Source organism: Mesorhizobium sp. M8A.F.Ca.ET.161.01.1.1 (assembly GCF_004792105.1).
In the GTDB taxonomy this organism is placed as follows: Bacteria; Pseudomonadota; Alphaproteobacteria; order Rhizobiales; family Rhizobiaceae; genus Mesorhizobium.
Window position 1 is genome coordinate 1 of record NZ_SRTD01000162.1, and the last position, 371, is coordinate 371.

The following is a 371-nucleotide window of genomic DNA, read 5'->3' on the forward strand; positions in this document are numbered from 1 at the left end:
GGCATCGCCACGCCGGTGCTGACCATCGAGTGGGACGCCGCCGACAAGGCGATTGCCTACGACGTGGAATGGCGCAGGGACGACCTGAATTGGGTGCGTGTCGGGCGCGTGGGCACGGCCAGCGCGGAGGTGCGGGGGATCTACGCGGGCAAGTACCTGGCCCGGGTGCGTGCGGTGAATGCCCTCAACGCCGTTTCGCAGCCGGCCCTCAGCGTCCTCACCGACATTCAGGGCAAGACGGAGCCGCCGCCGGCGCTGACCTCGCTGACGGCCGCGTCGGTGGTGTTCGGCATCCAGCTGGCCTGGGCGTTCCCGCCCGGGGCAACCGACACGGAACGCACCGAGATCTGGCACAGCGCGGGACCGAGCCT

The 371-nt window shown here is 70.6% G+C and carries 1 protein-coding gene; it reads left to right on the forward strand.

Going from position 1 to position 371, the window contains the following annotated elements:
- Positions 1–371: hypothetical protein (locus EN804_RS35130; protein WP_210237386.1), on the forward strand; the 371-nt coding region annotated here is incomplete at both ends.